Annotated in this window: 22 protein-coding genes; 15 read left to right on the forward strand and 7 right to left on the reverse strand. The window is 65.1% G+C overall.

Annotation, left to right across the window (positions count from 1 at the left end):
• Nucleotides 1-25: 25 nt before the first annotated feature.
• From CFB81_RS19220 to CFB81_RS19235, 4 genes are all read right to left on the reverse strand, one after another.
• Complete coding sequence (locus tag CFB81_RS19220; protein WP_089436193.1) at nucleotides 26-1,477, reverse strand: bifunctional 2-methylcitrate dehydratase/aconitate hydratase; 1,452 nt, start codon at nucleotides 1,475-1,477, stop codon at nucleotides 26-28.
• Between the two features lie 22 nt (nucleotides 1,478-1,499).
• On the reverse strand, nucleotides 1,500-2,015 hold the full coding sequence (locus CFB81_RS19225; protein ID WP_050011294.1) for a hypothetical protein: 516 nt from the start codon (nucleotides 2,013-2,015) through the stop codon (nucleotides 1,500-1,502).
• Between the two features lie 230 nt (nucleotides 2,016-2,245).
• Nucleotides 2,246-3,253: a CoA ester lyase gene (locus CFB81_RS19230; protein WP_089436194.1), complete on the reverse strand. Its 1,008-nt coding sequence runs from the start codon at nucleotides 3,251-3,253 to the stop codon at nucleotides 2,246-2,248.
• A gap of 170 nt (nucleotides 3,254-3,423) precedes the next feature.
• The gene (locus tag CFB81_RS19235) at nucleotides 3,424-4,410 is read right to left on the reverse strand and encodes a malate dehydrogenase (RefSeq protein ID WP_006479357.1); all 987 of its coding nucleotides are present in this window, start codon (nucleotides 4,408-4,410) and stop codon (nucleotides 3,424-3,426) included.
• A gap of 288 nt (nucleotides 4,411-4,698) precedes the next feature.
• On the opposite strand from CFB81_RS19235, the gene CFB81_RS19240 reads away from it, so the two are divergent.
• From CFB81_RS19240 to gltA, 7 genes are all read left to right on the forward strand, one after another.
• Nucleotides 4,699-5,523 (forward strand): GntR family transcriptional regulator, encoded by an 825-nt coding sequence (locus CFB81_RS19240; protein WP_006479356.1) that lies wholly within the window; start codon nucleotides 4,699-4,701, stop codon nucleotides 5,521-5,523.
• Between the two features lie 168 nt (nucleotides 5,524-5,691).
• Nucleotides 5,692-6,108, forward strand: coding sequence for a succinate dehydrogenase, cytochrome b556 subunit (gene sdhC / locus CFB81_RS19245; RefSeq protein ID WP_059582807.1), 417 nt, complete (start codon nucleotides 5,692-5,694; stop codon nucleotides 6,106-6,108).
• A gap of 4 nt (nucleotides 6,109-6,112) precedes the next feature.
• Nucleotides 6,113-6,481, forward strand: a complete 369-nt coding sequence (gene sdhD, locus CFB81_RS19250; protein WP_006487767.1) for a succinate dehydrogenase, hydrophobic membrane anchor protein — start codon at nucleotides 6,113-6,115, stop codon at nucleotides 6,479-6,481.
• A 3-nt stretch (nucleotides 6,482-6,484) separates the two neighbouring features.
• Nucleotides 6,485-8,260 carry a succinate dehydrogenase flavoprotein subunit gene (gene sdhA, locus CFB81_RS19255; RefSeq protein WP_069618471.1) on the forward strand — a complete coding sequence of 592 codons (1,776 nt, stop codon included), beginning with the start codon at nucleotides 6,485-6,487 and terminating at the stop codon, nucleotides 8,258-8,260.
• Nucleotides 8,261-8,281: 21 nt separating this feature from the next.
• The gene (locus CFB81_RS19260) at nucleotides 8,282-8,983 is read left to right on the forward strand and encodes a succinate dehydrogenase iron-sulfur subunit (protein ID WP_006479352.1); all 702 of its coding nucleotides are present in this window, start codon (nucleotides 8,282-8,284) and stop codon (nucleotides 8,981-8,983) included.
• Nucleotides 8,984-8,989: 6 nt separating this feature from the next.
• A complete protein-coding gene (locus CFB81_RS19265) occupies nucleotides 8,990-9,262 on the forward strand; it encodes a succinate dehydrogenase assembly factor 2 (RefSeq protein ID WP_050011290.1) in 273 nt (90 codons plus the stop codon).
• 66 nt (nucleotides 9,263-9,328) lie between these two features.
• The gene (gene gltA, locus CFB81_RS19270) at nucleotides 9,329-10,630 is read left to right on the forward strand and encodes a citrate synthase (protein ID WP_027782607.1); all 1,302 of its coding nucleotides are present in this window, start codon (nucleotides 9,329-9,331) and stop codon (nucleotides 10,628-10,630) included.
• A 284-nt stretch (nucleotides 10,631-10,914) separates the two neighbouring features.
• On the opposite strand, the gene CFB81_RS35610 is transcribed toward gltA, so the two are convergent.
• The gene (locus tag CFB81_RS35610; protein WP_143328614.1) at nucleotides 10,915-11,664 is read right to left on the reverse strand and encodes a hypothetical protein; all 750 of its coding nucleotides are present in this window, start codon (nucleotides 11,662-11,664) and stop codon (nucleotides 10,915-10,917) included.
• A gap of 574 nt (nucleotides 11,665-12,238) precedes the next feature.
• Complete coding sequence (locus CFB81_RS19275; protein WP_089436195.1) at nucleotides 12,239-13,204, reverse strand: AraC family transcriptional regulator; 966 nt, start codon at nucleotides 13,202-13,204, stop codon at nucleotides 12,239-12,241.
• 72 nt (nucleotides 13,205-13,276) lie between these two features.
• On the opposite strand from CFB81_RS19275, the gene CFB81_RS19280 reads away from it, so the two are divergent.
• From CFB81_RS19280 to CFB81_RS19300, 5 genes are all read left to right on the forward strand, one after another.
• Nucleotides 13,277-13,666, forward strand: a complete 390-nt coding sequence (locus tag CFB81_RS19280; RefSeq protein WP_089436196.1) for a VOC family protein — start codon at nucleotides 13,277-13,279, stop codon at nucleotides 13,664-13,666.
• Between the two features lie 111 nt (nucleotides 13,667-13,777).
• On the forward strand, nucleotides 13,778-15,028 hold the full coding sequence (locus CFB81_RS19285; protein WP_089436197.1) for a DUF1479 domain-containing protein: 1,251 nt from the start codon (nucleotides 13,778-13,780) through the stop codon (nucleotides 15,026-15,028).
• 209 nt (nucleotides 15,029-15,237) lie between these two features.
• Complete coding sequence (locus CFB81_RS19290; protein ID WP_089437064.1) at nucleotides 15,238-15,996, forward strand: dimethylarginine dimethylaminohydrolase family protein; 759 nt, start codon at nucleotides 15,238-15,240, stop codon at nucleotides 15,994-15,996.
• A gap of 97 nt (nucleotides 15,997-16,093) precedes the next feature.
• Nucleotides 16,094-16,558 carry an Lrp/AsnC family transcriptional regulator gene (locus CFB81_RS19295; RefSeq protein ID WP_089436198.1) on the forward strand — a complete coding sequence of 155 codons (465 nt, stop codon included), beginning with the start codon at nucleotides 16,094-16,096 and terminating at the stop codon, nucleotides 16,556-16,558.
• 103 nt (nucleotides 16,559-16,661) lie between these two features.
• Nucleotides 16,662-18,209 (forward strand): amino acid permease, encoded by a 1,548-nt coding sequence (locus CFB81_RS19300; RefSeq protein ID WP_089436199.1) that lies wholly within the window; start codon nucleotides 16,662-16,664, stop codon nucleotides 18,207-18,209.
• A 52-nt stretch (nucleotides 18,210-18,261) separates the two neighbouring features.
• On the opposite strand, the gene CFB81_RS19305 is transcribed toward CFB81_RS19300, so the two are convergent.
• Nucleotides 18,262-18,987 (reverse strand): glutathione S-transferase, encoded by a 726-nt coding sequence (locus CFB81_RS19305; protein WP_089436200.1) that lies wholly within the window; start codon nucleotides 18,985-18,987, stop codon nucleotides 18,262-18,264.
• A 173-nt stretch (nucleotides 18,988-19,160) separates the two neighbouring features.
• Between CFB81_RS19305 and CFB81_RS19310 the strand changes: the two genes are divergently transcribed.
• The 3 genes from CFB81_RS19310 to leuC all read left to right on the forward strand — a co-directional run bounded on the left by CFB81_RS19310 (nucleotide 19,161) and on the right by leuC (nucleotide 22,611).
• Nucleotides 19,161-19,766, forward strand: a complete 606-nt coding sequence (locus tag CFB81_RS19310) for a TetR/AcrR family transcriptional regulator (protein ID WP_084044229.1) — start codon at nucleotides 19,161-19,163, stop codon at nucleotides 19,764-19,766.
• 167 nt (nucleotides 19,767-19,933) lie between these two features.
• Nucleotides 19,934-20,863 (forward strand): alpha/beta fold hydrolase, encoded by a 930-nt coding sequence (locus tag CFB81_RS19315; RefSeq protein WP_089437065.1) that lies wholly within the window; start codon nucleotides 19,934-19,936, stop codon nucleotides 20,861-20,863.
• Nucleotides 20,864-21,201: 338 nt separating this feature from the next.
• The gene (gene leuC, locus CFB81_RS19320) at nucleotides 21,202-22,611 is read left to right on the forward strand and encodes a 3-isopropylmalate dehydratase large subunit (protein WP_059582772.1); all 1,410 of its coding nucleotides are present in this window, start codon (nucleotides 21,202-21,204) and stop codon (nucleotides 22,609-22,611) included.
• Nucleotides 22,612-22,614: the final 3 nt, after the last annotated feature.

Raw genomic sequence — 22,614 nt, forward strand, 5'->3', positions numbered from 1 at the left:
AAACTACGTGTCCTGTATCTGACGGCTATATCACATACAAGTCGACGTACTCATCGACCGGCATCGCTTCGAGCTTTGCCTGGTCCAGCGACACGTCGAGAATCGCTTGTTGCTGCTTGGCCGGGAAGCGGCGGGCGAGGTTGGTCCTGAACTTCTCGACCAGGAGCGGGACGCCTTCGGCCCGGCGCCGCCGATGGCCGAGCGGATACTCGACCGCCACTTCGGCAAGCTTCGATCCGTCCTTGAACTCGATCGTCAGCGCATTCGCGATCGATCGCTTGTCCGGATCGTGGTAATCCTTCGTGAACTGCGGATCCTCGACGCACACGGTTCTCGCGCGCAGCGCGTCGATGCGCGGGTCCGCGGCGGCCGCGTCTTCGTAGTCGGCCGCGGTCAGCCGGCCGAACAGCAGCGGCACGGCGACCATGTACTGGATGCAGTGGTCGCGGTCGGCCGGATTGGCGAGCGGGCCCTGCTTGTCGATGATGCGGAGCGCGGCCGCGTGCGTGCGGATCGTGATCCGGCCGACGTCGTCGGTCGTGCGGCCCGCCGCGGCGAGCTGCGCGTGCAGTTGCAGCGCGGCCTCGGCGGCCGTCTGCGCATGGAATTCGGCGGGGAACGCGATCTTGAACAGCACGTTTTCCATCACGTACGTGCCGTACGGGCGCTGGAAGCGGAACGGCTTGCCGTCGAACAGCACGTCGTAGAAGCCCCAGGTCCTGGCGGTGAGCGCCGACGGATAGCCCATTTCACCCGTCTTCGCGATCAGCGCGAGGCGCACCGCGCGGGACGTCGCGTCGCCGGCCGCCCAGGATTTGCGCGAACCGGTGTTCGGCGCATGGCGGTAGGTCCGCAGTGCGTGGCCGTCGACGAACGCGTTGGACACCGCGTTGATCAGCTCGTCGCGCGTGAGCCCGAGCAGGCGCCCGACGACGGCCGTCGACGCGACCTTCACGAGCAGCACGTGGTCGAGCCCGACCGCGTTGAACGCATTCTCGAGGGCGAGGCAGCCCTGGATCTCGTGGGCCTGGATCATCCCGACCAGCACGTCGCGCATCGCGAGCGGCTTGCGGCCGGCCGCGCGGGCCGTGCGGGAGAGCCAGTCGGCTGTCGCCAGGATTCCGCCGAGGTTGTCGGACGGATGACCCCATTCGGCGGCGAGCCAGGTGTCGTTGAAGTCCAGCCAGCGGATCATCGCGCCGATGTCGAAAGCGGCCTGGACGGGATCGAGCTGGAAGGACGTGCCGGGCACCTTCGCGCCGTTCGGCACGATCGTGCCGGGCACGACGGGGCCGAGCAGCTTGGTGCAGGCAGGGTAGGACAGCGCCTCGAGTCCGCATCCGAGCGTGTCGATCAGGCAATGACGCGCCGTCTCCAGCGCGAGCGCGCTGTCGATGCCGGTGTTCAGCACGTAGTCGACGATGTCGACGAGTACCGAATCCGGCGCGGGGCGGACGTTGGAGACCGGGGCGGACATCGAGGGGCCGGGGGGAACGCGCTTAGTTCGTTGCCGGCTTCAGCTCGTTCGACTGCGTCGGTGCTGCCGTGCCTTGCGCCATTTCCGGCGTCACGCATTCGTCCGCGAGGCGCTCGCCGCCGTTGGCGTCGGAGAACAGCATCGCCTTGGTCGGGATCACGACCAGCTTGAAGCCTGCGGCCGGATCGTAGAACGTGTCGGCGCCCGTCGTCGTGGCTTGACGCGGCAGCTTGTAGTTCTTCTTCGCCCAGTGAACCGTGACGACCTGGTCGCGCTTCATGTCGCCGGCGAGGTCGAACGACAGACCTTCCTTACAGGACCACTTGACCGCGCCGTCCGGTACCGGATCGACCTTGGCGGCCGCGCGTGCCTGCGCCTTCTTGCTGCGCGGGATGATGCGCTTGGCCGGCGCCGGGCGCTTGGCCGTGGCCTTCTTCGCGGTCGTGGTGGCCGTACCCTGGGCAAACGCGCTCGGAGCCGACACCAGCATCGTGGCGGACAAGGCGCCGATGGCGGTAGCGATCAGGAGTTTCTTCATGGAGTCAGAACCTTTCGATAATCAGTTGACAAGGGCCGGCAATCGAAACTGCCGGCCGGTTTGAAACTGCACGCGCCCCGAAAGCGCGCAGCGGCCGCTATTTTCACCTATTTGGCCGCGCATATATCAGGTTTTCGGGCTCCGTTACGTTTTTTGTCGTTTCGCAAACGTCTGTCCGGTTTGCGAAACGTCGAATGCATGGACCGCGTGTATCGACGGGCGGTGCGTGCTTACGGCGCGACGCCCGCGGCGGCCCGGTCGAACAGCGGTGCGGCCTCGTCCGGTACGGGCTGGCCGGTGGCCCGCGCACGGCGCAGCACCGACCAGTAATAACGATAACTCGCGCGATCGTGCAGCGTATCACCGTGGCGCGTCGGGCCCCAGTCGGCGGCCTGCGCGGCCAGCAGGATCTCGGCGGCCAGCGTGACTTCGTCGATGCGCGGCGCGAACGCGTCGACGATCGGGCGGATCTGCGCCGGGTGGATGCTCCACATCCGCGTGAACGCGAATTCGTCGCGCGCGCGGCGGGCGTCGCCGGCGACGACGGCCATGTCGCGTACTTCCGTGGTCACGTTGTGCGACGGCGTCTTGCCGTGCGCGTGACAGGCGGCGGCGATTTCGAGCTTCGCGCGGCGCACGAGCGGGTGATCGAACTGACCGGGCGAGCGCATCGCGGAATCGGGAATCGCGCCGTGGTGCGCGGAGACGAAATCCATCAGCCCGAAGCTCAGCGTGCCGACCGTCGGCAGCGCGGCGAGGGCGGCCGCCTGCGCGAGCGCGCCGTGCGTCTCGATCAGCACGTCGACCGGGATCGGCTGCGCGATGCCGAGCTCGCGGCGCGTGCCTTCGATGAACGCGGTCATTTCGGCCGCGTCGGCGGCGCTCGCGATCTTCGGCAGCGTGATGTAGGCGGGGGCGCGCGATGCACGCAGCACGATGCGCACGTCGTCGCGCCAGTGCGGGTGGGAAAAGTCGTGGATGCGGACGCCGACGCGGCCGAAGCGGTTCTCGACGCTGCCGAGCAGGTCGGCGACGAGCGCCGCGTGCGCGGCTTCCTGGCCGACGGCCGCGCCGTCCTCGCAGTCGAGCGTGAGGTCGAACACGGGACCCAGCTCGGCCTGCAGCGCGAGCGACTTGCGCATCAGCTTCTCGCTGCCCGCGTAGTGATCGCAGCAGGGCAGGATCGCGGGCGGGGACGCCCCGTCGTACAGCACTTGTGCAGGAGTGAGCGCGGCCATCTCTTCTACGTCAGGGAAGCGGGTCAACGTGGCGGAAATCGGATTCGGGCAGGCTCTGGGCCGGTGCGCGGCGGCAAAACGTGCGCGAATCGGATCGGTCGGCAGGGCCGGCAGCATGCCGGCCCTGCCGAAGCCGGCGCCCGAAGGCTGCCCGGCTCGATGCGTGATGCTTAGTTCTTCAGCAGGTGGGCGACGCCGTCGCGCTCTTCGAGCAGCTCGGCCAGCGTGCCGTCCATCTTCTCGCGCGAGAACGCGTCGATTTCCAGGCCTTCGACGCGCTTGTATTCACCGTTTTCGCAGGTGACCGGCACGCCGTAGATGATGTCTTCGGGGATGCCGTACGAGCCGTCCGACGGGATGCCCATCGTGACCCACTTGCCGTTCGTGCCGAGCACCCAGTCACGCACGTGGTCGATCGCCGCGTTGGCTGCCGATGCGGCCGACGACAGGCCGCGCGCTTCGATGATCGCCGCGCCGCGCTTGCCGACGGTCGGGATGAACGTGTCGCGGTTCCACACGTCGTCGTTGATCAGCTTCAGCAGCGATTCGCCTTCGGCGGTCGCGAAGCGGAAGTCCGGGTACATCGTCGGCGAGTGGTTGCCCCACACGGCGAGCTTCTCGATCGACGCGACCGGCTTGCCCGACTTGGCGGCGAGCTGCGACAGCGCGCGGTTGTGGTCGAGGCGCAGCATGGCCGTGAAGTTCTTCTTCGGCAGATCCGGCGCCGACTTCATCGCGATGTACGCGTTCGTGTTCGCCGGGTTGCCGACGACCAGCACCTTCACGTCGCGGCTCGCGACTTCGTTCAGCGCGGCGCCCTGAACCGTGAAGATTTCGGCGTTCGCCGACAGCAGGTCCTTGCGCTCCATGCCCTTCGAGCGCGGACGCGCACCGACCAGCAGCGCGACGTCTGCATCCTTGAATGCAACCTTCGGATCGTCGGTGATCACGACGCCTGCGAGCAGCGGGAACGCGCAATCGTCGAGTTCCATCACGACGCCCTTGACGGCGCCTTGGGCTTGCGGGAGGTCGAGCAGTTGCAGGATGACCGGCTGGTCCTTGCCGAGCAGGTCGCCGTTCGCGATGCGGAACAGCAGGGAGTAAGCGATTTGACCTGCGGCGCCGGTGACGGCAACGCGCTTTGCGGGCTTAGCCATTGAAAATCTCCAGGACGGGTGAAGCGTTGGACGCGAGCGAAAACGCCATTCTATGCGCGTTGTGCGTAGCGTTGCATTGAAGCAGGGCGGAGGACTCGCGATGGCAGACGCGGTGAACCTGGAGACGGCCGTGGCACGTAGCCGGGGACGCGCTGTTGCACCCGCGAACCCTTGCTCGACCGGGAGTGTAGGAGCCGTCACGCGCAAAGTCAAACGGTATCATATGTCTTATATAAGACAGATGTTTTGCGGAAATTGAGTGGACGAAAAAGTGCGGTTTGTGATGAAATGCGCGCCATGACATCGAACCAGGCGAACACCGCGAATCAGACCGGCGCAGGCGGCCCAGGGCAGCCGGGCGCGGGCGATCCCGCAGCCTCGCCCGCGGCCTCCGCGTCGCCGACGTTCAGCCCGTTATACCAGCAGATCAAGTCGTTGATCACGCAAAGTCTCGAATCCGGCGAATGGAAGCCCGGCGAGATCATCCCCAGCGAAGTGGAGCTCGCGGCCCGTTACAAGGTCAGCCAGGGCACCGTGCGCAAGGCGATCGACGAGCTGGCCGCCGAAAACCTCGTGGTCCGGCGGCAGGGCAAGGGCACTTTTGTTGCAACGCACAACGAAGATCGCGCGCAATTCCGCTTTCTGCGCCTGCTGGCCGACGACGGCGCCGAGCACCCGCACGTGAGCCGGCTGCTCGAATGCCGGCGCCTGCGCGCGCCGGCCGAGATCGCGCGGCAGCTCGACCTGAAGCCGGCCGATCCCGTCGTGCAGGTGCGCCGCCTGCTGGAATTCGACAGCGAGGTGACGGTGCTCGACGAGATCTGGCTGCCGGGCGCGATGTTCCGCGGGCTGACGTTCGAGCGGCTGAGCGAGTACAAGGGGCCGCTCTACGCGATGTTCGAGACGGAGTTCGGGACGCGGATGATCCGCGCGACGGAGAAGATCCGCGCGGTCGCGGCGGATCCGGCGGTGGCCGACCTGCTGCACGTGCCGGCGGGCTTCCCGCTGCTGTCGGTCGAGCGCGTGTCCTATACATATGGGGACCGGCCGGTGGAAGTGCGTCGCGGCTGGTATGTCACAACCGGGTACTACTATCAGAATGACTTGAGCTGACGACGTTCGGCTCAGCCGCGTGCATTCGCGTTTCCCACGCTCGCGAAGCACGTTTCGGGCCGCCTTTGTTCGTGTTCGCGCAATTATCCAGAGCAGACTTTCGCTGCAGCGCGATATAAAAAGGCGCTAAAATCGCGGATTAGTGTGACAACATAGTAGGGGTCTAGCATGACTGACGCAGTAAGAAAGCCGAGGCCGGAATACCGGAACATCGGAATCGGCGACATCACGTTGAAATATCGCATGCCCTTGGCGGCGATATTGTCGATTCTCCACCGAGTCAGCGGCGCGCTGCTGTTCCTGTTCCTGCCGTTCCTGCTGTTCCTCTTCGACCAGAGCCTCACCTCCGAGCTCAGCTTCGAAGTCTTCAAGGCTTTCCTCTCCAACATCGTCGTCAAGCTGATCGTCCTCGCGTTGTCGTGGGCCTTCTTTCACCATTTCTGCGCCGGCATTCGCCACCTGCTGATGGACGTCAACCACGACGCCGTCTCGAAGGAAGGCGGCAAGCGGACGGCCGTCGTCGTCTTTGTCGTCTCGATCGCGCTGACGATCGCCATGGCACTCAAACTGTTCGGAGCATTCTAAGAAAATGGCAGCCAACAACCGAATCGGCTCGAAGCGCCTCGTCGTCGGCGCTCACTACGGCCTGCGCGACTGGCTCGCGCAGCGCGTCACCGCCACGATCATGGCGGTCTACACGGTCATTCTGCTCGTCCTGTTCTTCGGCGCGCACGATTTTTCGTACGAAGGCTGGGCATCGATCTTCGCCGCGCAATGGATGAAGCTCGCGACCTTCGTGATGCTGCTTTCCCTCTTCTACCACGCATGGGTCGGCGTGCGCGACATCTGGATGGACTACGTGAAGCCCGTCGGTGTGCGCCTGCTGCTGCAATCGCTGACCATCGTCTGGCTGCTCGCATGTGCGGGCTACGCCGCGCAGATTCTCTGGAGAGTGTAAAGAATGGCTGCAATCAAAACTTCCCTCCCGCGCCGCAAGTTTGACGTCGTGATCGTCGGCGCAGGCGGCTCCGGCTTGCGCGCAGCGCTGCAACTGTCGCGCGCGGGCCTGTCGGTCGGCGTGCTGTCGAAGGTGTTTCCGACGCGTTCGCACACGGTGGCCGCGCAAGGCGGTATCGGCGCGTCGCTCGGCAACATGAGCGAAGACAACTGGCACTTCCACTTCTACGACACGATCAAGGGCTCCGACTGGCTCGGCGACCAGGACGCGATCGAGTTCATGTGCCGTGAAGCGCCGAACGTCGTGTACGAACTCGAGCACTTCGGCATGCCGTTCGACCGCAACGCGGACGGCACGATCTACCAGCGCCCGTTCGGCGGCCACACCGCGAACTACGGCGAGAAGCCGGTCCAGCGCGCTTGCGCGGCCGCCGACCGTACCGGTCACGCGCTGCTGCACACGCTGTACCAGCAGAACGTCGAGGCGAAGACGCAGTTCTTCGTCGAATGGATGGCGCTCGACCTGATCCGCGACGCGGACGGCGACGTGCTCGGCGTGACGGCCCTCGAGATGGAGACGGGCGACGTCTACATCATGGAAGGCAAGACGACGCTGTTCGCGACGGGCGGCGCTGGCCGGATCTTCGCGGCGTCGACGAACGCGTTCATCAACACCGGCGACGGCCTCGGCATGGCGGCCCGCTCGGGCGTCGCGCTGCAGGACATGGAGTTCTGGCAGTTCCACCCGACCGGCGTGGCCGGCGCGGGCGTGCTGATCACCGAAGGCGTGCGCGGCGAAGGCGGTATCCTGCGCAACGCGAACGGCGAGCGCTTCATGGAGCGCTACGCGCCGACGCTGAAGGATCTGGCGCCGCGCGATTTCGTGTCGCGTTCGATGGACCAGGAAATCAAGGAAGGTCGCGGCGTCGGTCCGAACAAGGATCACGTGCTGCTCGACCTGTCGCACATCGGTGCCGAGACGATCATGAAGCGTCTGCCGTCGATCCGCGAAATCGCGCTGAAGTTCGCGAACGTCGACGCGATCAAGGAACCGATCCCGGTCGTCCCGACGATCCACTACCAGATGGGCGGCATCCCGACCAACATCCACGGTCAGGTCGTCGGCACGTCGCGCGATCACAAGGAACCGATCAACGGTTTCTACGCAGTGGGCGAATGCTCGTGCGTGTCGGTGCACGGTGCGAACCGTCTCGGCACGAACTCGCTGCTGGACCTCGTGGTGTTCGGCCGTGCGGCCGGCAACCACATCGTTCAGCACGTGAAGAACCAGAAGGAACACAAGCCGCTGCCGGCCGATGCGGGCGAGTTCTCGCTGGCGCGCCTGAACAAGCTCGACAAGTCGAGCTCGGGCGAGTACACGCAGGACGTCGCGAACGACATCCGCGCGACGATGCAGAAGCACGCAGGCGTGTTCCGCACGTCGGCGCTGCTGAAGGAAGGCGTCGACCAGATGGCCGGCCTGAAGGCGCGCGTGGACAACATCCACCTGAAGGACAAGTCGAAGGTGTTCAACACCGCGCGCGTCGAAGCGCTCGAGCTGGAGAACCTGATCGAAGTGGCCCGCGCGACGATGGTGTCGGCGGAAGCGCGCAAGGAAAGCCGTGGCGCGCACGCGCACAGCGACTACGAACACCGCGACGACGACAACTGGCTGCGCCACACGCTGTGGTACAGCGAAGGCGATCGCCTCGACTACAAGCCGGTTCAAATGAAGCCGCTGACGGTCGAATCCGTGCCGCCGAAGCCGCGCACGTTCTAAGCCGAGTCAAAGGAATCCGAAATGGCAAAACGCATTTTTGAAGTCTACCGCTACGATCCGGACAAGGACGCAGCGCCGCGCATGCAGACGTACGAGCTCGAGATCCAGCATGAGCGCATGCTGCTCGACGCGCTGGTCAAGCTGAAGGCACTGGACGAGACGCTGTCGTTCCGCCGTTCGTGCCGCGAAGGCGTGTGCGGTTCGGACGCGATGAACATCAACGGCAAGAACGGTCTCGCATGCCTGACGAACCTGAACGACCTGCCGCAGAAGATCGTGCTGCGTCCGCTGCCGGGCCTGCCCGTCGTGCGTGACCTGATCGTCGACATGACGCACTTCTTCAACCAGTACCACTCGATCAAGCCGTACCTGATCAACGACGCGCCGCCGCCGGAGAAGGAACGCCTCCAGTCGCCGGAAGAGCGCGACGAGCTCGACGGCGTGTACGAGTGCATTCTGTGCGCGAGCTGCTCGACGTCGTGCCCGAGCTTCTGGTGGAACCCGGACAAGTTCGTCGGCCCGGCCGGCCTGCTGCAGGCTTACCGCTTCATCGCGGACAGCCGCGACACGGCTACCGGCGAGCGTCTCGACAACCTGGAAGACCCGTACCGTCTGTTCCGTTGCCACACGATCATGAACTGCGTCGACGTTTGCCCGAAGGGCCTGAACCCGACGAAGGCGATCGGCAAGATCAAGGAACTGATGGTTCGCCGCGCGGTATAAAGCTCGATGAGCGACGATTCGCATCAATCCGACCCGCACCGCCGCGCGCGCCTTCGCTGGCGCGCGCGGCGGGGTCTGCTGGAGAACGACATCGTATTCGAGCGTTTCTTCAGCCGATACGAGCATGACCTCACCGATGCAGACGTAGGCGCGTTGTCGCGCCTGCTCGATCTGAGCGACAACGACCTGATGGACTTGCTCCTCGCGCGCAAGGAACCAGAGGGCGACCTAGACAGCCCGGAGATTCACCGGCTGTTGGAGATGCTGCGCAACGTGTAACGCCAAGGTGTAACACGCTGTGCCCGTTATCGAATCCCGTTTCTTTATTTCGATTGAGGATGTGCCATGACTCCGTCTGATGTTAAAGCCACGCTATCGTTCAGCGACAACTCGCCGAGCGTCGAACTGCCGATCTACAAGGGCACGATGGGCCCGGACGTAATCGACATCCGCAAGCTGTACGGCCAGACCGGCAAGTTCACGTACGACCCGGGCTTCATGTCGACGGCAGCTTGTAATTCGGCGATCACGTACATCGACGGCGACAAGGGCGAGCTGCTGTACCGCGGTTACCCGATCGACAACCTCGCGCAAAACGCCGACTTCCTCGAAAGCTGCTACCTGCTGCTGAAGGGCGAACTGCCGAACGCGGCGCAGAAGAAGGAGTTCGTCGACACCGTCACCAAGCACACGATGGTGCACGAGCAGATGCACTTCTTCTTCCGCGGCTTCCGTCGCGACGCGCACCCGATGGCGGTGCTGGTCGCGGCCGTCGGCGCGCTGTCGGCGTTCTATCACGACTCGCTCGACATCAACGACCCGCGTCACCGCGAAGTGTCGGCGATCCGCATGATCGCGAAGCTGCCGACGCTCGTCGCGATGGCATACAAGTTCAGCATCGGCCAGCCGTTCGTCTATCCGAAGAACGAACTGTCGTACAGCGCGAACTTCATGCACATGATGTTCTCGAACCCGTGCGAAGAGTACAAGGTCAACGACGTGCTCGTCCGCGCGCTCGACCGTATCCTGATCCTGCACGCCGATCACGAGCAGAACGCATCGACGTCGACGGTCCGCCTGGCCGGCTCGTCGGGCGCGAACCCGTTCGCGTGTATCGCCGCCGGTATCGCGTGTCTGTGGGGCCCGGCGCACGGCGGTGCGAACGAAGCCGCGCTGAACATGCTCGAGCAGATCGGTTCGCCGGACAACATCCCCGAATTCATCAAGCAGGTGAAGGACAAGAATTCGGGCGTGAAGCTGATGGGCTTCGGTCACCGCGTGTACAAGAACTACGACCCGCGTGCGAAGCTGATGCGCGAAACGTGCTACGAAGTGCTGAACGAACTCGGCCTGCACGACGACCCGCTGTTCAAGCTCGCGATGCAGCTCGAGAAGATCGCGCTGGAAGACGAATACTTCGTGTCGCGCAAGCTGTACCCGAACGTCGACTTCTACTCGGGCATCGTTCAGCGCGCGCTGGGCATCCCGACGTCGATGTTCACGTGTATCTTCGCAATGGCGCGTACGGTCGGCTGGATCGCGCAGTGGAACGAAATGATTGCGGATCCGGAGCAGAAGATCGGCCGTCCGCGTCAGCTGTTCATCGGCGACACGCCGCGCGAAGCGAAGCCGCTCAACGCACGTTAAACCGTGCGCGGCGCGAACGGCCGTCAGGCCGCTCGCGTCCGGCAATCGCCACGCCACGACACCCCGACGGGTCATCCCGCCGGGGTGTTTTCATTTGTGCGGCCGACGCTGGTGCGAGGTAAGCGCTCGATGCACACCGTCTGTTCATGAGCGTGCGACACGGGCAATCTGATTCCCATCAGAGGTGCAATGGAATTGACATCCTCCGCTGCCTTCGGGCAGGGAGGATGTCAACGCCATGCTTTACGCTCCCAACGTTCGTTGCCGATTCGCTAAAGGCGTTCTTACCATTCGCGCCGAATGCCGGTCTTTACGATGTGCGCGTCATAGTCGGCCTCGGAACTGAGCTGGGTTCTAAGGGCATTGTAATAGTCAGGAGCTTGAACACCATGGACCTGATGCTGGCTACCATTTGACGCCTGATAATATGGGTTCATTCCGGGTTGATCCGGCACGGCCACGGCCGGCGGATATACCGGCTGACGCGCGGCTAATTCCCGATCAACCTGACGAGCGGTGTGCGCATGCGATTGCGGGACGTAAACGCCACGAAACTCTGACGGCGGAATACTGCGACGGGTGTCTTCGTACGGGGATGCGTAGGCCGCTGGGGCACTGGCGTGCGCTGTTACCATAAAAGTACTCTGCATCCGATGGTAGGCCTGCGATTGCCCCTGCGGCGACAAACTTGTTGTTCGTTGATCCGTCGCCATCATCTTGAGAAGGTCCTCAGGCGTCATACCGGACTCCTTCGCGTACTCCTTCGCTGCCTCAAAATCTTGACGTTGTTGGGGACTCAACGAGCGAAGCACCTCTTCGGTTGATGGCGCGTGTGTTTCAGTATGCAGCGGGCCGTATCCATGGCGCTCGAGCGCGACGGACAGCGCCCCATGCGCAGGGTTTTCCACGGCCATGCGCGCGGCGCGCGCCCTCTGTTGAGGATCCGGGCTACCGTGTATCCGGGTAACATCGATATCGCTCCGCGCCACTTGACCGTCGTGTGATTGATTAAATGTAATGTGCTGATCTCGCATCTGGTCTTGAGAAAGGATACCGTGTCGCCTTACGCTGCCATAGGTGCCGGCAAACGCGGGATTAGTCGTCGTTGGCGCGGAAGATGGACGCCCGTTGAATGCCGGAGGCATCCCATGGATAGGAGGCTGCGTGTGAGAGGCGGGCCCGGTCCCCGACCCTGCCCCCGAGCCGGGCGCTGGGTACGGTTCATGAAAATCAGTCGTGTAAGCGCTGTTGCCGTACGTAACTCGAGACAAGTTGTTGCTGCTCGTCATGTGGTTTCTCCGGTTAACACAAGGTGTAGCGCCGATATTAATGATGTACGCCGACCCGGAAGCCTCACTCACGCGCAATAAAAGCATGAAACGCGAACCGGAGAACGCTTCAATCCGGAAGCGGTAATTGACCGGGAGGAGTGCAACTAAAGATTGCGCCTGTGAAGGCATTCTTCCGCATGCGCGATGAGCTGGGCCGGCGCGAGCAGAACCTCTGGCAGCAGATGCGCGCTGATCGCGCGCGAAGTCGAATCGAAGGTGCGGGCGCCATTTGGCTCGCACTCGTCGGGATCGAGGCCGTTCAGGCGTGCGGTGCCGATCAGGCGATACGCGATCCGGCGCGGCGCTCCAGCGACGGCGGCCGTGTGTCGAGCGCGGGCGCTTCGTCGTCGGGGGCGTGGCCGTGCTGCTTGAAGAACTGCCGGTACGCACCGGGCGTCATGCCGCGTGCGGCGAGGAACTGGCGGTTGAAGTTCGCGGCATTCGGAATGCCGCAGCGCGCGGCCACCGTCGCGATCGGCCACTCGGTGCCGACGAGATGGCGGCACGCGTGCGCGAGCCGCAGCCGTTGCACGTAGCGGCCGACGCTTTCGCCGAGATGGCGCGCGAAGAGCCGCTGCAGCGTGCGTTCGGACAGGTGTGCGACGGCCGCGAGCGCGTCGATGCGCAGCGGTTCGTGGAACTGCCGGTCGATCGCGTCGAGCACGCGGTCGAGGCGTTCGGCTTCGGGGGCGGCCGGGTCGGCGGGCGAGGCGGCGCCGTCGGGCCGGTCGTACGCCTGCGCGGTGGCGAGCGGTTCGCCGCCGGCTTCCGCGAGGTCGGCAAGCGTATCGAGCGTCGCCGCGAGCCGCACGCGCGGCGATGGATCGAGCAACCGCGGCAGCCGCGCGCGCATCGCGCGGGCCGTCTCCACGTCGAAGCGCAGGCCGGACGCCGCACGCCGCAGCAGCGAGCGCAGCGGTGCGTATTCGGGGCAGCAGTCGGCCAGCCGCCGTACCCAGTCTCCGTCGAACCAGACGACGAGCGCGACCTCGGGCGCGTCGCGGTCGATGCGCGCGTTCGACGACCACGTATGCGGCAGGTTCGGCGGCACGAGCACGAGATCGTCGTCCGCGTAGCGCGCGACGTGATCGCCGATGAAGCGCTGGCCGCGGCTGTTGAGCGTCAGCGTCAGTTCGTACTCGGGATGGCGATGCCACTCGAACGGAATGCGCGCGAGCTGACGGTGATACACGCGGATCGAACAGCCAGACGCGAACGTCACATGTTCGTATTGCGGTTTCATCGCGGCCTCCGGAAGGGGCGGGCAGCGCGCCGTGGCATGATCGTGAGCGAATCTTCACGACGGAGCGATGCCATGTTTTCACATGTTTGCGTGGGCGTCGGCGATACGGCGCGCGCCTACGATTTCTACGCGCCGCTGTTCGCGGAACTCGGGCTGCGCGTCAAATTCCACGAACCGGACGGCTGGACGGGTTGGATGCCGGCCGACGCCGACCGGCCGCTGTTCTTCTTCGGCAAGCCGCTCGACGCACGCGCGCCCGAACCGGGGAACGGCCACACGATCGCGTTCGATGCGCCGACCCGCGCGCATGTCGATCGCTGCCATGCGCTCGCGCTTCAGCACGGCGGCGCCTGCGAAGGGCCGCCCGGCCTGCGGCCGCACTATCACCGCGACTACTATGGCGCGTATTTTCGCGACCCGGACGGCAACAAGCTGTGCGTGGTCTGTCATCGTCCCGAGTAACGCGCGGTTGTCAGGATTGTATCGATTGTTGGCTGGATAGTGTCGATGGCGACCGTGCGGCGGCCGTACGCTCAGTGCTCACCAAAACGCGCTTCAGCGAGGAGACAAACGATGCATCTGACGATTGACGATCTGCCGGACGCGATCCGCGCGGCGAAACGGGCGCTGCGCGCCGACCTGCCAGGCTACGCGGCCACGTTCCGCGAAGTGGAAGGCGACATCGCGCGACAGGTCGACGCGATCCGCCGCGCGCACGCGCACGGCGATGACGTGATTCCGGTCGTGCCGTTCGCGGATGTCGCGGCGGGGACCGTCGATCCGCTCGCGATTGCCGCGATCCGTACGCACGGCGCGGTCGTGATCCGCGGCGTGTTCGACGCGCGGCAGGCATGCGACTGGAACGACGAGATCGGCGCGTATCTGGAGGCGAACCGTTTCACCGACCGGCTGCACGCGCGCGCGGAAGATCGCTATTTCGGCAATCTCGCGTCGGGCAAGCCGCAGATCTACGGCGTCTACTGGTCGAAGCCGCAGGTGGCCGCGCGCCAGTCGCCGGCGCTCACGCAGGCGCGGGTGTTCCTGAACCGTCTGTGGCGGCATGCGGACGGTACGCGCACGCATTTCGATCCCGACCAGGTGCCGGCCTACGCGGACCGGATTCGTCGCCGGCCGCCCGGCTCGACGTCGCTCGGGCTGTCGCCGCACGTCGACGGCGGCTCGGTCGAGCGCTGGCTCGGCGCGAATTTCCGCCAGGTTTATCGCCACGTGCTGGCCGGCCGCTGGCGCGATTACGATCCGTTCGATGCGGCGTTCCGCCCCGACGTCGAGGAGATTCCGTCGCCGGCCGTGTGTTCGATGTTCCGCACGTTCCAGGGCTGGACCGCGCTGACGCCGCAGGGGCCTGGCGACGGCACGCTGCAACTGATCCCGGTCGCGAACGCGATGGCCTATGTCGTGCTGCGCGCGCTGCAGGACGACGTCGCCGACGACGACCTGTGCGGCGCGCGTCCCGGCCGTGCGCTGTCGATCCGCCCCGAATGGCACGCGCTGCTGCTCGACGCGCTGGTGCCGATCCCTCACATGGAACCGGGCGACGCGGTGTTCTGGCACGGCGACGTCGTGCATGCGGTCGAGGATGCGCATCGCGGCAGCGGCGACAGCAACGTGATGTACATCGCGGCCGCGCCCGGCTGCGCGAAGAACGATGCGTACCTGCAGCGGCAGCGGCTCGCGTTCCTGCGTGGCGACAGCCCGCCCGATTTCCCGGCCGACCATTTCGAAGTCGATTTCGACGGCCGCGCCGGGGAGGGCGATCTCACGGCGCTCGGCCGTGCGCAGATGGGATTCGAGCCCGGCGCGTAACGCGAGTGCAGGCGGCGAAATGGCCGTTCGCGAGACGGCGGGCGGCCCGTCTGCCGAATCCGCTGCGTGGTGTGCACAATTCGACGCAATCGGCTGTCGGCGCTGCCGAAATCGACGCGAATTGCGCAAATTGGCTTCCGATAATGGTCCGGACACAACGCCGCCGGCCCGTGCACCGCACGGAGGCGGCGCAGATCATGGAGGAGTCGATGCAATTCACGCAAGCGATCGTTCGCCGTCCCGCGCCGTCCTGCGGTGCGGGCCTGACCACCGCCGAACTCGGCGCACCCGATTACGACAAGACGCTCGCGCAGTTCCACGCGTATTGCGACGCGTTGCGCATGCTCGGCGTCGAGCTGACCGAACTGCCGCCGCTCGATGCGTTTCCCGATTCGCATTTCGTCGAGGACGTCGCGGTCGTCACGCCGGAATTCGCGGTGATCACGCGCCCCGGCGCGCCCGCGCGGCGCGGCGAGACCGCGCACATCGAAGCGGCGCTGCGCGTGCATCGCGAACTGCTGCCGATGCAGCAGGGCCGCCTCGACGGCGGCGACGTGATGCTGGTCGGCAAGCGTTTCTTCATCGGCCTGACGAGCCGCACCGACGCGCAAGGCATCGCCGCGTTCGAGTCGCTGGTGTCGCGCCATGGCTATTCGGTCGTCGCGGTGCCAGTCGGCGCCGGCCTGCACCTGAAATCGGTCGTCAACGCGCTCGGCGACGACACGCTGCTCGTGACCGACGCGCTGGCCGCGCATCCGGCGTTCGCCGACTATCGCCGGATCGCGATTGCGGCCGCCGACGAATACGCGGGCAATACGCTGCGCGTGAACGGCACGCTGATCACGCCGGCAGGCTATCCGCGCGTGCATGACGCGATCGCGTCGATCGGCATGCCGCTGCACGTGATCGACACGAGCGAGTTCCGCAAGATGGACGGCGGCCTGACTTGCCTGTCGCTACGGTTCTAGCCGATTGGCGCGCGGCGGCTTCGGCCGGATAATGTGGGCCGCGCGCGGAACGGCAGACGTTCCGTGCGGAGCCACGACCCGACCGGAGCGAACGCGGATGACCGACAAGAAGATGCAGCTCGACAAGATCGATCTCCGGATCCTCGACATCCTGCGTACCGACGGGCGGATTTCCTACCGGAAGCTGTCGGAGCGCGTGAACCTTACGCCGCGGCCGTGCCAGGCGCGCGTGGAGCGGCTCGAGGCGCTCGGCGTGATCGAAGGGTACCGCGCGGTGATCAAGGCGCCGCGCGCGACCAAGCCGATCGTCGTGATCGCGCAGATCGTGCTGGCCGACCACGGGCGCTCGCAAGCGCCGTTCGAAGAGGAAATGCGCGCGAATCCGGCCGTGATCGATTGCTGGCTGGTGAGCGGCACGTTCGATTTTCTCGTGCGGCTCGCGTGCGAGGATCTCGACGAGTACCGGCGGATCGCGAACGCGTGGCTCGAAAGCCCGCGGTTCCGGATCGAGAAGATCGTGACGACGGCCGAACTGCAGGCGATCAAGCGCAGCCTCGTGTGAGGCGACCGGCCCGGCAGGGGCCGGTTGCGATGCGAATGACCGGGTCAATCGATTTGCATTCCGAATCAAACGGGCTGGCCGGCTCACAATCAGGGTGAATACTATGGATGCCATGCAAGCGGCAGCGCAGACGGCCGCGCCGTCCGGGACGACGCTGAAGCGCCGTCTGCAGGGCCGCCACATCGCGATGATCGCGATCGGCGGGTCGATCGGCACGGGGCTGTTCGTCGCGTCGGGCGCGTCGGTCGCGCAGGCCGGGCCGGGCGGGGCGATCGCCGCGTATCTGGCGATCGGGATCATGGTCTACTTCGTCGTCACCGGGCTTGGCGAGATGGCCGCGCTGATGCCGGTATCGGGCTCGTTCGCGATCTACGGCGAGAAGTACGTCGACGAAGGCTTCGGCGTCGCGCTCGGCTGGACCTACTGGTACAGCTGGGCGGTGACGATCGCGATCGAGCTGGTCGCCGCGCAGATCGTGATGCGCTACTGGTTTCCGTCGGTGCCGGGCGTGTGGTGGGGCGCGGGCTTCCTCGTGCTGATCTTCCTGCTCAATACGCTGTCGGTGCGCGGCTTCGGCGAATCGGAATACTGGTTCTCGCTGGTCAAGGTCGTCACCGTGATCACGTTCATCGCGGCCGGGCTGCTGATCGCGGCCGGCGTGCTGGGCAACGGTCATACCGGCTCCGGGCACCCCGTCGGCTGGCGCAACTTCACGACCGGCGACGCGCCGTTCGTCGGCGGCGTGCACGCGATGATCAGCGTCGCACTGATCGCGGGCTTCTCGTTTCTCGGCACCGAGCTGGTCGGCATCACGGCCGGCGAATCGGAAAACCCGCGCAAGACGATTCCGCGCGCGGTGAAGCAGATCTTCTGGCGGATCATGCTGTTCTACGTGCTCGCGATCTTCGTGATCGGCCTGCTCGTGCCGTACACCGATCCGAACCTGCTGAAGAGCGACGTGACCGACATCGGCGTGAGCCCGTTCACGCTGGTGTTCAGCCACGCAGGGTTCCCGCTCGCGGCCGGCGCGATGAATCTGGTGATCCTGACGGCCGTGCTGTCGGCCGGCAATTCCGGCACCTACGCGGCGACGCGGATGCTGTACAACCTCGCATCGGAAGGGCGCGCGCCGGCCGTATTCGCGACGCTGTCGCCGGGCGGCGTGCCGCGCAACGCGCTGTACGCGACGATGGCGGTCGGCGGGCTGTGTTTTCTCACGTCGTTGACCAACAACCAGCGCATCTATCTGTGGCTGCTGAATACGGTCGGCATCACCGGCTTCATCGCGTGGCTCGGCATCGCGGTCTGCCATTACCGGTTCCGCAAGGGATTCCTGAAGCAGGGTTATCGGCTCGATCAACTGCCGTATCGCGCGAAATGGTTTCCGTTCGGGCCGGTGTTCGCGATCGCCGTCTGCATCGTGATTTCGCTCGGCCAGGATTACCAGGCGTTCTTCGCGGCGCGCATCGACTGGATGGAAGTGCTGTCGATCTATGTATGGATTCCGCTGTTCGTCGCGATCTGGTGGACGTATCGCCGCGCGCGCAAGAGCCGGCTCGTGCGCTACGAGGAGATGGACATCGGGCCGTGGCTCACGCGCTCGGTGGAAGCCGTCGACGCAGCCGCCGCGCAGCACGGGCAGCCGCACTGATCCTGCGTGAAATCCGCCCGTGCGCGCACGTTCCGCGGTACGTGCCGGGCCGTCATTTGTCCAGTTCCGGATAGTGCCGGAAGATCCCCATGTCGTTGAACGGGATGCGGCGTTTCGACTCGAGGTAGCGCGCGACGGGCGGATGCCGCGCGACGCGATCGTGCAGCGCGACGAGCGCCGCGACCTTGCGCTCCGCGCGTTTCATCGCTTTCGGGAACGCATAGCGTAGACCTTCGATCAACTGGAACATCGTCAGGTCCGCGTAGCTGAGCGCGCTGCCCGCGATATAGCCGCTCTTGTGCGGGTTCTGTTCGAGCACGCGATCGAAGTAGCCGAGGAATTTCGGCAGCCGGTTCTCGAGGAAATCGGCCGCACGCTCGGCCGCTTCCGCCTGCTGGTCCTCGTAGTACAGGCCGCTGCCGATCGGATGGTGCGTGTCGTGGATCTCGGTGATGAAATCGGCGGCGGTCAGCTGGATCTGATGGACCCACAGCCGGCCGGCTTCGTCGTCGGGCGCGAGCCCGAGCCGCGCGCCGAGAAACAGCAGGATGTTCGCGGTCTGCCCGACGACCACGTCGCCCGCCTTCAGGAACGGCGGCGCGAACGGCACGTATTCGGCCTTCGTGCTGTCCATCATGCGCATCATGGCCGACACGCCCATCCCGCGCCCCGATTCGCGCGCGACGTCGACATAGTCGGCTTCGGCTGCCTCGAGCGCGAGTCGTACGTATTCGCCGCGGCCCTGGATCTCGGGCCAGTAATAGAGTTCGTATCGCATGCAATGCTCCTGTCCGTCGATGCGTCGGTCGATGCCGGCATCGTGAAATTGGGAGGGCGGCCGCGCGCCGCCCGTTGCGAATAGACAGTCTATGAGATCGAGTGCGAAATGCCAGTGGCGCCTGCACGGCTCGGAGGACTTGATTTGGAAACGATCATTTCCTATGATGCCGCATGGCTACGAAAATGGCATCGAACGTTGGCAGGCCGCGAGAATTCGATATGGATGAAGCGCTGGACGGCTTCATCCGCGTCTTTCGCGAGCGTGGCTATCATGCGACTTCCATCGGCGATCTGTCGCGGGAGACGGGGCTCACCGCCGGCAGTCTTTACAAGGCCTTTCCCGACAAGAACGCCATATTCGTTGCCGCGTTGAGCCGGTACATCGATCGGCGCGCAAGCGAGCTCAACATGATCCTTGCCGATGAAAAAAACGGTCGGGACAAGGTGCGAGCGCTCCTGCGCTTTTACGCGGACGTCTCGCATGGAGACGAGGGTCGAAAGGGCTGTCTGGTCGTCGCCGGCGCCATTGTTCTGAGTACGTTGGATAGCGAGATCGCCGGCATCGTCCACAAATCGATGCAGAGGATCGAGCGTCTCCTTCGCGATTTGATCAAGCAAGGGCAGGCCGATGGATCCGTCGATGCCGCGCTGAACGCGCAAGCTACGTCGAGCTGCCTGTTCGCCATGGTGCAGGGGCTTCGAGTGGTGGGGAAGCTCGGCCAGAGCCGGAGCGACATGTCGATGCTGGTGGACGAGGCAATGCGGCTGCTCGACTAAGGTTTCCGCGTTACCCGACAGGTGATTCGATGTGAAGTGACGCGCGAAATCGCGCGTGCGCGTGAGGCGGTTTCGCCGAGTTTGGAAATGAATATTTCCGAATGAAATGGCTCCCACTGCACGGGGGCATCATCCAGGACAGTCGATTCTGTAGAGAGGACGAACTTATGCACCAGCATCAATCAACCGCGGATGCTTCGCACCTCGAGGCCGCGCCCTATTTTCGGGAAGACCCGCGGCTCAGCGGCTTTCGTCATCGGTTCGATACTGTAGACGGGGTGCGCCTTCATTTTGTCGAAGGAGGCCGCGCCGACGGCGAGACCATTGTCCTGCTCGCAGGGTTTCCGGAAAGCTGGTACGCGTGGCGGAGAATCATGCCGCTTCTCGCGGACGAATTCAGGATCGTGGCGCCGGATCTTCCCGGGCAAGGCGATTCGGACCGTCCACTCGTCGGTTACGACACGCAGACCGTCGCGGCAACGCTTGCGCGCCTGCTGGAGCAGCAAAATATCGCGCGCTTTTACCTGGCCGCTCACGACGTCGGGGCGTGGGTCGCCTATCCGTTTGCCGCGATGTATCCCGATTCAGTGAAGCGATTGGCGTTGCTCGACGCGGGGATCCCCGGCATCACGCTGCCCGCCGCGCTGCCGATCGAGCCCGGTAAAGCATGGCGCACGTGGCACTTCGCATTTCATGCTGTCGCCGATCTGCCGGAGACGTTGATTGCCGGCAAGGAGCGCGCGTATCTCGATTGGTTCTTGCGTCGCAAGGCGGCCAATCCCGAGTCGTTCTCCGACGCGGATGTCGACGAGTATCTCCGGGTGTTCACCCGGGACGGCGGGTTGCGAGCGGGGCTGGCCTTTTACCGGGCCGTGTCGGAGTCGTCGGCGCAGAACCGCAAGCTGCAGGCGCTGGGGAAGCTGAAGATGCCCGTGCTCGCTGTCAGTGCGGAGCAGGGATCCATACCCGACATGGCGGGGCCGCTCGAGCATGTCGCGGAAGATGTGACGGCCGCGACGATCGCGTATAGCGGGCATTTCATTCCTGAGGAACAACCGCACGCGCTGGCGCGCGAGCTGCGCAGTTTCTTCCGGTAACACGCCGCCGCAAGTCGATTGCAATGCCCGGCGCGGCCCGCGACGGTCGAGAAACCGCGCCGCGCAAGCCGCATGGGTGCGTCGCACGCGCCGGCGCGTTTGGCCGGGTTGGGCGCATGGCGCGCGACAACCTGCGCCAGGTGCGTATCCCGAGCGCCCGATTGGTCCGCGTGCGGCTGCCGCGCTTGCCGGGTAATGCTTATCCGGGTATCGCGTGTACCACCCAACCCACTGTTTTTATTCACTTTTTTCGTTATCGTGGTACTCCGTGGGCCGCTTTTGCGTGGCATAATCGACCGCATCCGCAAGGCTTGTAGTCACAACGACCCCGCATACCCATGGCACAGACTCTCTACGACAAACTGTGGAACACCCACGTGGTCCACACCGAGGAAGACGGCACGACCCTGCTCTACATCGACCGTCAGCTGCTGCATGAAGTCACGAGCCCGCAGGCATTCGAAGGGCTGAAGATCGCGCAGCGTCCGGTGTGGCGCATCAGCGCGAACCTCGCCGTGTCGGACCACAACGTGCCGACGACGGACCGCAGCCACGGCATCGCCGATCCCGTCTCGAAGCTGCAGGTCGACACGCTCGACGCGAACTGCGACGCGTTCGGCATCACGCAGTTCAAGATGAACGACGTGCGCCAGGGCATCGTCCACATCATCGGGCCGGAGCAGGGTGCGACGCTGCCGGGCATGACGATCGTGTGCGGCGATTCGCATACGTCGACGCACGGCGCATTCGGCGCGCTCGCGCATGGCATCGGCACGTCGGAGGTCGAGCACGTGCTCGCGACGCAGACCCTGCTGCAGAAGAAGAGCAAGAACATGCTCGTGAAGGTCGAGGGCGCGCTGCCGCGTGGCTGTACCGCGAAGGACATCGTGCTCGCGATCATCGGCAAGATCGGCACCGCGGGCGGCACGGGCTACGCGATCGAATTCGGCGGCTCGACCATTCGTGCGCTGACGATGGAAGGCCGCATGACCGTGTGCAACATGGCGATCGAGGCCGGCGCGCGCGCAGGCATGGTCGCGGTGGACGACACGACGATCGATTACCTGAAGGGCCGTCCGTTCGTGCCGACCGGCGCGGAGTGGGATCAGGCCGTCGAATACTGGCGCCAGTTCAAGTCGGACGACGGCGCGCAATTCGACCGCGTGGTCGAGTTGAACGCCGCCGAGATCGTTCCGCAGGTCACGTGGGGTACGTCGCCGGAAATGGTCACGTCGATCGACGGTCGCGTGCCCGATCCCGAGCGCGAGAAGGATCCGGTCAAGCGCGACGCGATGGAGCGCGCGCTGGCGTACATGGCGCTCGAGCCGAACACGCCGATCGAATCGATCAAGGTCGACAAGATCTTCATCGGCTCGTGCACGAACGCACGCATCGAGGACATTCGCGCGGCCGCGTACGTCGTGAAGAAGCTGAACCGTCGCATCGCGTCGAACGTGCGGCTCGCGATGGTCGTGCCGGGCTCGGGCCTCGTGAAGGCGCAGGCCGAGCGCGAAGGGCTCGACAAGGTGTTCACCGATGCGGGCTTCGAATGGCGCGAGCCGGGCTGCTCGATGTGCCTCGCGATGAACGCCGACCGGCTCGAGCCGGGCGAGCGCTGCGCGTCGACGTCGAACCGCAACTTCGAAGGGCGGCAGGGCGCGGGCGGTCGCACGCACCTCGTGAGCCCCGCGATGGCGGCGGCCGCGGCGATCGAAGGTCACTTCGTCGACATTCGCCAGCTGGGGTAACAC

Origin of the sequence: Burkholderia sp. AU28863, assembly GCF_002223195.1 — a bacterium.
Classification (GTDB): Bacteria; Pseudomonadota; Gammaproteobacteria; order Burkholderiales; family Burkholderiaceae; genus Burkholderia; species Burkholderia sola.

Excerpts from the sequence above, each read along its gene's own strand:
- CFB81_RS19295 (WP_089436198.1), top strand. The coding sequence starts at position 16,094 with ATGACCGACAAGAAGATGCAGCTCGACAAGATCGATCTCCGGATCCTC.
- CFB81_RS19235 (WP_006479357.1), bottom strand. The coding sequence starts at position 4,410 with ATGGCTAAGCCCGCAAAGCGCGTTGCCGTCACCGGCGCCGCAGGTCAA.
- CFB81_RS19240 (WP_006479356.1), top strand. The coding sequence starts at position 4,699 with ATGCGCGCCATGACATCGAACCAGGCGAACACCGCGAATCAGACCGGC.
- CFB81_RS19300 (WP_089436199.1), top strand. The coding sequence starts at position 16,662 with ATGGATGCCATGCAAGCGGCAGCGCAGACGGCCGCGCCGTCCGGGACG.
- CFB81_RS19315 (WP_089437065.1), top strand. The coding sequence starts at position 19,934 with ATGCACCAGCATCAATCAACCGCGGATGCTTCGCACCTCGAGGCCGCG.
- CFB81_RS35610 (WP_143328614.1), bottom strand. The coding sequence starts at position 11,664 with ATGCGAGATCAGCACATTACATTTAATCAATCACACGACGGTCAAGTG.
- CFB81_RS19230 (WP_089436194.1), bottom strand. The coding sequence starts at position 3,253 with ATGGCCGCGCTCACTCCTGCACAAGTGCTGTACGACGGGGCGTCCCCG.
- CFB81_RS19305 (WP_089436200.1), bottom strand. The coding sequence starts at position 18,987 with ATGCGATACGAACTCTATTACTGGCCCGAGATCCAGGGCCGCGGCGAA.
- sdhC (WP_059582807.1), top strand. The coding sequence starts at position 5,692 with ATGACTGACGCAGTAAGAAAGCCGAGGCCGGAATACCGGAACATCGGA.
- CFB81_RS19275 (WP_089436195.1), bottom strand. The coding sequence starts at position 13,204 with ATGAAACCGCAATACGAACATGTGACGTTCGCGTCTGGCTGTTCGATC.
- CFB81_RS19280 (WP_089436196.1), top strand. The coding sequence starts at position 13,277 with ATGTTTTCACATGTTTGCGTGGGCGTCGGCGATACGGCGCGCGCCTAC.
- CFB81_RS19290 (WP_089437064.1), top strand. The coding sequence starts at position 15,238 with ATGCAATTCACGCAAGCGATCGTTCGCCGTCCCGCGCCGTCCTGCGGT.
- CFB81_RS19285 (WP_089436197.1), top strand. The coding sequence starts at position 13,778 with ATGCATCTGACGATTGACGATCTGCCGGACGCGATCCGCGCGGCGAAA.
- CFB81_RS19220 (WP_089436193.1), bottom strand. The coding sequence starts at position 1,477 with ATGTCCGCCCCGGTCTCCAACGTCCGCCCCGCGCCGGATTCGGTACTC.
- CFB81_RS19310 (WP_084044229.1), top strand. The coding sequence starts at position 19,161 with ATGGCTACGAAAATGGCATCGAACGTTGGCAGGCCGCGAGAATTCGAT.
- leuC (WP_059582772.1), top strand. The coding sequence starts at position 21,202 with ATGGCACAGACTCTCTACGACAAACTGTGGAACACCCACGTGGTCCAC.
- CFB81_RS19260 (WP_006479352.1), top strand. The coding sequence starts at position 8,282 with ATGGCAAAACGCATTTTTGAAGTCTACCGCTACGATCCGGACAAGGAC.
- sdhA (WP_069618471.1), top strand. The coding sequence starts at position 6,485 with ATGGCTGCAATCAAAACTTCCCTCCCGCGCCGCAAGTTTGACGTCGTG.
- sdhD (WP_006487767.1), top strand. The coding sequence starts at position 6,113 with ATGGCAGCCAACAACCGAATCGGCTCGAAGCGCCTCGTCGTCGGCGCT.
- CFB81_RS19265 (WP_050011290.1), top strand. The coding sequence starts at position 8,990 with ATGAGCGACGATTCGCATCAATCCGACCCGCACCGCCGCGCGCGCCTT.
- gltA (WP_027782607.1), top strand. The coding sequence starts at position 9,329 with ATGACTCCGTCTGATGTTAAAGCCACGCTATCGTTCAGCGACAACTCG.
- CFB81_RS19225 (WP_050011294.1), bottom strand. The coding sequence starts at position 2,015 with ATGAAGAAACTCCTGATCGCTACCGCCATCGGCGCCTTGTCCGCCACG.